Here is a 7,577-nt window from a genome sequence, read left to right on the forward strand (position 1 = left end):
TTTCTCTGGATGGTGCCGGGTGTCTGGTTTATATTAACAGCGTCACGACGATTAGAGTCTAAGGAAACTGCATGACACTCACTGAGTTACGTTACATCGTAACCCTGGCCCAGGAGCAGCACTTCGGTCACGCGGCGGAGCGTTGCTTTGTTTCTCAACCGACGCTGTCGATTGCGGTAAAAAAACTGGAAGATGAACTGGGCGTCGCCTTATTCGAGCGCAGCAAAAGTGCTGTGCGGGTCACACCGGTCGGTGAAAAGGTGGTGCGTCAGGCGCAGACAGTTCTCGAACAGGCGGAGGCCATTCGGGAACTGGCACGTGCGGGCAAGGATCAGTTGGCCAGCCCCCTGCGTGTCGGTGCGATATTTACCATCGGCCCTTATCTGTTTCCCGCCCTGATTCCTCAAGTGCAGCAGTTGGCACCTCAGATGCCGCTGTATATTGAAGAAAACATGACTGAAACGCTGCGTAACAAGATACGCAACGGAGAGCTGGATGCGATTATCATTGCGCTGCCGTTTAATGAGCCGGATGTCCTGACGCGGCCTGTCTACGAAGAGCCTTTTCAGATGGTCTTGCCCAAGGGGCATCCGATCAGCAAGCAAAAAGAGATCAGCCCTTCAGCGATCGGTGATCTGCGTATGCTGCTGTTGGGTGAAGGGCATTGCTTCCGTGATCAGGTACTGGAAGCCTGTCCAACACTGAATCAATCCTTCCATAATCAGCACACCGTTACCGAAGGCAGCTCACTGGAAACCATTCGGATGATGGTGGCCTCCGGGTTGGGTTGCAGTGTGTTGCCTCAATCCGCCATCGAAGGGCATCCGTCCAGCAATCTGGTTGAGGTGCGCCCGTTTACCGAACCACGCCCGATGCGCAAGGTGGCGATTGCATGGCGGGCAAGCTTCCCAAGGCCGCAAGCAATTGAAGTGCTGGTGCAGGCTGTGCAGCGCTGTCAGTTACGGGCACCGCAGCCGGAGTCCTGATGACGGCGGTGCCGATTACTGCCTTGAAGGGGGTGGGCACAGCCCTCTCTCTCAAGCTTGAGCGTCTGGGCATCAACAGCCTTCAGGATCTGCTGTTCCATCTGCCGATGCGCTATCAGGATCGTACCCGTCTGTATCCTCTGGGTGCCTTGCAACCTGGGGCTGAAGTACTTGTCGAAGGGGAGTTGCGTCTCGCTGATGTGGTGAATGGCCGGCGCCGCAGCCTGCTGTGCCGTTTACAGGATGGCAGTGGGCAGCTGACCCTGCGCTTCTTTCATTTCAATGCGGCGCAAAAAAATGCCCTGAAAACAGGTGTTCGTGTCAGAGCCTTTGGTGAAGTGCGCCCAGGCAGCGCCGGTCTGGAAATGATTCACCCGGAGTACCAGGTACTCACTGCCGGTCAGCCTGCTCCGACACCCGAACAGGCGCTGACCCCGGTGTATCCGATGACTGAAGGTCTGACGCAGGTGCGTTTGCGCAGCCTGGTGCGACAGGCGTTAGTGCGTCTGGGGCCTGATGATCTTCCCGACCTGTTACCCGAATCACTGCGACGCACACAAGCGCTGCCAGAGCTGCTGCAGGCACTGCGCTTTCTGCATCAGCCACCTCCGGATGTTGATCAGCAGGCGCTGTTAGCGGGTCGTCATCCGGCACAGCGTCGTCTGGCACTGGAAGAGCTGCTGGCGCATCACCTATCGCTGACCCGTGTGCGTCAGCAGATTCAGCAGCAGGGCGGCTGGATGATCCCATTGGCGCCACAGCATGCTGCTGCATTTTTACAACAACTGCCCTTTGCACTGACCGCTGCGCAACAGCGGGTGATTGCAGAGATCTCTGAAGATCTGCAAAAGCCCGTACCCATGCTGCGGTTGGTGCAGGGTGATGTTGGCTCAGGCAAAACGCTGGTGGCTGCCTTGGCCGCCGTACAGGTGATTGCTGCCGGTTTCCAGGTGGCAGTGATGGCGCCTACGGAAATCCTGGCGGAGCAGCATTATCATAATTTCAGTCAGTGGTGCGCACCGCTGGGTATCGATGTGGCCTGGTTGGCCGGTAAGGTTAAAGGACGCCAGCGACGACAGCAGCTGGAGCAAATTGCCAGTGGTTCGGCGGCGCTGGTGGTCGGGACCCATGCCCTGTTCCAGGAGGAGGTCAGCTTCGCGCGCCTGGCGCTGGTGGTTATTGATGAACAGCATCGCTTTGGCGTACATCAGCGCCTCAGTCTGCGTGAAAAAGGTGCGGAAGGTGATCGTGCACCACATCAGCTGATCATGACAGCAACACCGATTCCCAGAACGCTGACCATGAGTGCCTATGCCGATCTGGACTGTTCAATCATCGATGAGCTGCCACCCGGACGAACTCCCGTGACAACACTGGTGATTCCCGACAGTCGACGGGATGAAGTGGTGCAACGGGTACGCCAGGCTTGCAGTCAGGGGCGGCAGGCTTACTGGGTGTGTACCCTGATTGAAGAATCGGAAGCACTGCAATGTCAGGCGGCTGAAGTCACAGCAGCTTATCTGGCAGAACAGCTATCTGATTTGCGGGTCGGGCTGGTACACGGGCGGATGAAGGCGGCTGAGAAAGCGGCAGTGATGGCAGAATTCAAAAGTGCCCATCTGGATCTGCTGGTGGCCACCACAGTGATCGAGGTGGGTGTCGATGTCCCGAATGCCAGTTTGATGATCATCGAAAATCCGGAGCGTCTCGGGCTGGCGCAGCTGCATCAGCTACGGGGGCGTGTCGGACGGGGATCTGTCGAGAGTTTCTGTGTCCTGATGTATCATCCGCCTCTGTCACGTCAGGGACGTGAGCGGCTGCACGTCATGCGGGAAACCACCGATGGTTTCCGTATCGCGGAAAAAGATCTGCAGCTCAGGGGGCCTGGCGAAGTGCTGGGTACACGCCAAACCGGTATGTTGCAGTTCCGTATAGCAGATCTGGAGCGTGATGCGGATCTGCTAGCCCAGGTACAGGGTCTGGCTCAGGCATTTCAGTCTCGCCCGGACCTGGCAGCGGCATTGATTGAACGCTGGATGGGCAGCAGTACCAGCTATGCTCAGGTATAATTGAATTTTTGCGTGAGAGTTTTATGCAACCGACACCCGAACAACTGGAAATCATAACCCGTCAACTGGGACGCAAGCCTCGCGGTATTGCTGCGATTGCCCATGCGACAGATGCCGGGGTGCCGGTCGTACTGCAGATGCGCTCTCTGGTTGCCAATAAGCCCTTTCCGACGCTGTACTGGCTATGCAGTCAGGATCTGGACAAGGCGATCGCACGGATTGAAAGCAGTGGCTGGATCAAAAGCATCGAGGCGGAGCTGCAGCAGGATGATGAGTTGCGCGCACGCTATCATCAGCAACAGGCGGATTATGTTGCCCGGCGTTGGCAGCTGATGTTTGCTGAGGATCGGGCGGCGCTCGAAGCACAAGGATTTGCTGAGTTGTTCAATACGCTGGGTATTGGCGGAATCGCGCAGTGGGACAAGGTGCGTTGCCTGCACATGCAGTATGCTCATCACCTGGTTGCGGAAAATCTGGTCGGACAGCGTATGGATGCCGAGTTCGGTCTTGACCAGCTGAGTATTCACTTCTAGTGGGAAAGGTACTGGACAGCCGGAGCTGTCCAGTTGATATCATGACTGGCCGGTCAGGCGCTTGTATTTTTCCATCAGCATCTCTTCAGTTTCGACATGCTCTGGATCTTTTGGGATACAGTCAACCGGGCAAACTTCTACGCACTGGGGTGTATCATAATGGCCCACGCACTCGGTGCATTTGTTCGGATCGATCTCGTAAATCTCTTCACCCGGATAAATTGCCTCATTCGGGCATTCCGGTTCGCATACATCACAGTTGATGCATTCATCGGTGATGATCAAGGCCATGCGGCTACCTCATTGACTCGTCGTTATACGTTGTTTGAACTCAGGTATTTTATTAATGCATCCGAAACATCCGGGTGTACGAACTGACTGACATCTCCACCCAGGGATGCGATCTCTCTGATCAGTGTCGAAGAGATGTAGGTGAGATGCTCTGCTGGCGTCAGGAATAAACTTTCGACATTCGGACTCAGCTTTCGGTTCATATTTGCGAGCTGAAACTCATATTCAAAATCAGAGACAGCTCGCAGTCCTCGCAGAATAATATTGGCTCTTTCCTGCTGTAATAAAGTGGTCAACAGGCTGTTAAAACCGACCACCCGGACATTGCCAAGATGGCTGAGAGAGGTTTCGGCCAGTTTCACACGCAGATCCAGTGGGAGAAGAGGGCGTTTTTTCGGGCTCTCTGCAACTGCAACCACCACTTGGTCGAACAATTTACTGGCCCGTTCGACCAGATCCGTATGCCCATTGGTGATGGGGTCGAAGGTGCCGGGATAGACTGCCGTGTTCATAAGAGCCTCAGAATATCTGCTGAGTATTTGCGCGGATGTTAACGGAAACGACCGCCAGGCACAAATATAAAAAAAGCATGTAATGAGCTCAAAAAGTAATATAAAGAGTAAAAAATATAAAATATGGTTATATGTGTGGTTTTTCAGGCTGGGCCCTGAAACATGACAATTTGATGAAAACCTGCTTTGTCGCTTGCCAAGTGCCTGTTGTAACACCTAGATTTATACATGGAACCTATAATTTATAAATACGGATGCGGGAATCAGGAAGCCTTATGCCAAGACGAACCAAAGAAGAAGCTGCGCAGACCCGGGCTGTGTTGCTGTCTACAGCGATGCGTTTATATGCTGAGCGGGGTGTCAATGCAGTCTCGTTAAAAGAAATTGCTGCCGCTTGTGGTGTGACACATGGTGCGCTCTATTGGCATTTTCGCAATCGTGATGATTTGCTGCAGCAGTTGTATCTGGTCGCCAATCATCCTTTTGAACTGCAGTATATTGAACAGCGTCAATCTGCCAAGCAAGACCCGCTGCAGGCCCTGCAGGATTACTTGCTGGGCGTCGTGCGCGTCTTTGTACAGCATCCGGAGGCTTGTCAGGCATATCGACTGTTTTTTGCATCCGCTGTCCCGGTTGAGTTGGCAACATTGCAGCCTCAGATAGAGGAAGACCTGCAACAGATCGTTGAGCATATTCACTATTTCCTGAAGCAGGCAAAGAAGAAAAAACAGCTGCGTAAAAAATTGCCACTGAATCCGACATCTGAAGTGCTGGCTGGGGTGCTGCACAGTCTGGTGCAATCTGTTGTGCGTATGCCGCCCCAGCAGGCCAGCATCGAAGCTGCACAGCTCTTGAGTGGTATCCTGCTTGATGGGCTAAGAGCTTAGCGGAGACCCCTCTTCCGGGCTGAATATCAGGTCGTCTTCAGCGGTGAGGGTTTCATTGCGTCGATACAGGCGGTAGCAGACCTGGCCTGCCCGTTTTTCACGGTGCAAAATCCAGTTTGCAGGAATGCCATCCGGAACCCAGTGACTTTCACTCTCGATATAGATCAGCGACTGGTTGTTCAGCAAACCACGCGATTCCAGCAGCGTTACCACAGGACGGATCAGGTCGCGGTTGAAAGGCGGGTCCAGAAAGACCAGATCGTAACGTGCCTCCTGGTCAGCGACCTTACTTTCCAGCCAGTCCAGGACATTGCTGCAGGTGACTTCAGCATTTTGTGCTTTCAGTTGTTGCAGGTTCTGGCGAATTTGATACGCCACTTCGGGAGCCTGATCGACAAAAGTGACAGAGGTTGCACCACGTGACAGCGCTTCAAACCCCAGCGCGCCGCTACCACAAAACAGATCCAGACAAGCGGCCCCTGGGGTACTGGTTTGCAGCCAGTTGAACAGGGTTTCCCGAACCCGGTCAGGTGTAGGACGCAAACCCTCCAGTGTCGGAAAAGGGAGTTTGCGGCTGCGCCATTCGCCGCCAATAATTCTCAGCGTGGAGCTGTTGTCGTGTGTTTGGGGTGTGCGGCTGCGTGCGGCACTGTTACGTCGGCTCATAGTCTTGGCGGTGTCCGCTATCAGTAAGGTTTCAGCATGAGGTTCAGTTGGTGTGCCGGATTCATCAATATCAGCAGTTGCTGGCGTATCGCATCGGTCGTGAGTTGCTGAAAAGCAGCTGTGTAGTCTGTTTCATTACCAGTTGCCAACTGTAGCCGTGCGGTGAGCTCCAGCCATTCCCGAACCTGTGGGTCTTGTGCCTGAAGGCGAGTCTTCGCTTCTTGAAATAGCCTATCAGAAGCGGGATCAAGAATCAGCTCTCGCAGCTGTCGTTCCAGCTCTTGATCTGCCGCGCCACTGACAATCAGTGCCAGATAGCTTTGCGGTGGCAAGGGATTCCAGATCAGTCGATATTCGTGAGTATCTGGCAAACCATCCAGTATCTGTTGCAAAGCGATCACTGCTGCCCGGCGAGTTACCAGACTGTCTGTGCTGGTCGCCAGTGGCACGGACCAGCCCAGCAGTTGATAGGGTTGGTTGACGTAACCCCGTTCTTCACGCTGATGTGAATGGCTGAGGGGTGAAGTGTGCAGATCTGGCAGGATTGCTGATGTCGCAGATATGGGGAGGACTGTGTCACTCTGATATATCAGGGTCCAGGCGGGCAACTCCGGAGGTGTGGGGAACAGCCAGGAAGCAAATTCTGCCAGTAAACGAGGTTCGGGCTGTTGTTGATCCAGACGCCATTCTGCCATCAAGCGCTGTTGTTGCTGAGGCGTCAGCGAATCTGACAGCTGCGGTAGTGCCTGAGAGAGCCAGTCCAGTTGAGTGTGAGCAGGTGGGTGTGGCAGAGCCAGCTGCAGGCGCAGGCCAGTGCTGTCCATCAGTAGCTGAGCTTGCCAGCCATAGTCCGTCAGCTGTTGTTCTATGTCAGGCTGCAGCAGCCAGTCCTCTATACCCACTTGCAAGGCAGCACGAAGTTGCTGGCCTTTCAGATTCCAGCCGGGCGGCAGGTTCAACGATGCCTGTAATTGATGCTGTTCAACATTGGCAATAAACAGGTGCCAGTGTGGCGGCTGTGGTTGCCAGCTGATTTCTGCTGGCGTATGCGGTGTTTCGCGCCCGGTGGCATGCAGCAGCACAATCACCAGGGCAACGGCCCACATCAACCAGAACAGGTAGCGCCGGTTGAACAGAGGTTTATAGGTTGCTGCTGCCATATTCGTTCCGATCAGGTTTGTCCGCTGCTGCTCTGTGTTAAGATAACGCATAATTTTAACTCATATCCACTATTAGCAGGCGGACTGAACAGTTTTATGGAATCAATTAATACCTGGATGCTCAATATGGGGCTTGATCCAGCCTTTTTGCCTTATGGAATTGCCGGATTGGCACTGGTTCTGGTTATTCTGGTTATTGTGCTGCGCAAAAAACCTAAGGATGTCGATGCCGAACCGACTGTTGCCGACCATCAGCCCAAGCCTGTCGTGGATCAGGAGCCGCAGCAAGCGCCTGTCGAAGTTGAAACACCTGTCGACGTTGAAGAATCGGCTGCAATAGAAACACCTGTTGAGGTTGAAGCTCCGGCAGCCGAGGTGCGTCAGAGTGAAAGTGACGTCATCGAAACGGTTGCGGAGGATTTTGCCGAACCCGAACCCGAACCCGAACCCGAACCAGAGCCAGAGCCAGAGCC

The 7,577-nt window shown here is 54.3% G+C and carries 8 protein-coding genes and 1 pseudogene; 5 read left to right on the plus strand and 4 right to left on the minus strand.

The window, feature by feature from the left end:
- Positions 1-71: 71 nt before the first annotated feature.
- Genes ADINL_RS13290 through ADINL_RS13300 form a run of 3 tightly spaced genes read left to right on the plus strand, consistent with a single transcriptional unit; the run spans position 72 to position 3,588 of the window.
- On the plus strand, positions 72-986 hold the full coding sequence (locus ADINL_RS13290; RefSeq protein ID WP_036549050.1) for a hydrogen peroxide-inducible genes activator: 915 nt from the start codon (positions 72-74) through the stop codon (positions 984-986).
- Positions 986-3,055 carry an ATP-dependent DNA helicase RecG gene (gene recG, locus ADINL_RS13295; RefSeq protein WP_036549052.1) on the plus strand — a complete coding sequence of 690 codons (2,070 nt, stop codon included), beginning with the start codon at positions 986-988 and terminating at the stop codon, positions 3,053-3,055. Before ADINL_RS13290 ends, recG begins: the two co-directional genes overlap by 1 nt.
- 23 nt (positions 3,056-3,078) lie before the next feature.
- Complete coding sequence (locus ADINL_RS13300) at positions 3,079-3,588, plus strand: DUF501 domain-containing protein (protein ID WP_036549055.1); 510 nt, start codon at positions 3,079-3,081, stop codon at positions 3,586-3,588.
- A 39-nt stretch (positions 3,589-3,627) separates the two neighbouring features.
- Here the strand turns inward: ADINL_RS13300 and ADINL_RS13305 are convergent, their stop codons facing one another.
- Both ADINL_RS13305 and coaD read right to left on the minus strand, forming a co-directional pair.
- Entirely contained in the window at positions 3,628-3,879 is a 252-nt protein-coding gene (locus tag ADINL_RS13305; RefSeq protein ID WP_036549058.1) for a YfhL family 4Fe-4S dicluster ferredoxin, read from the minus strand.
- Between the two features lie 23 nt (positions 3,880-3,902).
- On the minus strand, positions 3,903-4,391 hold the full coding sequence (gene coaD, locus ADINL_RS13310; protein WP_036549060.1) for a pantetheine-phosphate adenylyltransferase: 489 nt from the start codon (positions 4,389-4,391) through the stop codon (positions 3,903-3,905).
- A 275-nt stretch (positions 4,392-4,666) separates the two neighbouring features.
- Here coaD and ADINL_RS16070 point away from each other — a divergent pair, with 275 nt between their 5' ends.
- The gene (locus tag ADINL_RS16070; protein ID WP_051632826.1) at positions 4,667-5,278 is read left to right on the plus strand and encodes a TetR family transcriptional regulator; all 612 of its coding nucleotides are present in this window, start codon (positions 4,667-4,669) and stop codon (positions 5,276-5,278) included.
- Here ADINL_RS16070 and rsmD read toward each other — a convergent pair.
- Both rsmD and ADINL_RS13325 read right to left on the minus strand, forming a co-directional pair.
- Positions 5,267-5,944 (minus strand): 16S rRNA (guanine(966)-N(2))-methyltransferase RsmD, encoded by a 678-nt coding sequence (rsmD, locus tag ADINL_RS13320; protein WP_051632827.1) that lies wholly within the window; start codon positions 5,942-5,944, stop codon positions 5,267-5,269. The genes ADINL_RS16070 and rsmD overlap by 12 nt on opposite strands.
- 20 nt (positions 5,945-5,964) lie before the next feature.
- A complete protein-coding gene (locus tag ADINL_RS13325) occupies positions 5,965-7,155 on the minus strand; it encodes a hypothetical protein (RefSeq protein WP_036549062.1) in 1,191 nt (396 codons plus the stop codon).
- A 45-nt stretch (positions 7,156-7,200) separates the two neighbouring features.
- Here ADINL_RS13325 and ADINL_RS13330 point away from each other — a divergent pair.
- Positions 7,201-7,577: pseudogene (locus ADINL_RS13330) on the plus strand (hypothetical protein); the annotation flags it as partial.

The sequence above is a fragment of the Nitrincola lacisaponensis genome, assembly GCF_000691225.1.
GTDB lineage: Bacteria > Pseudomonadota > Gammaproteobacteria > Pseudomonadales > Balneatricaceae > Nitrincola > Nitrincola lacisaponensis.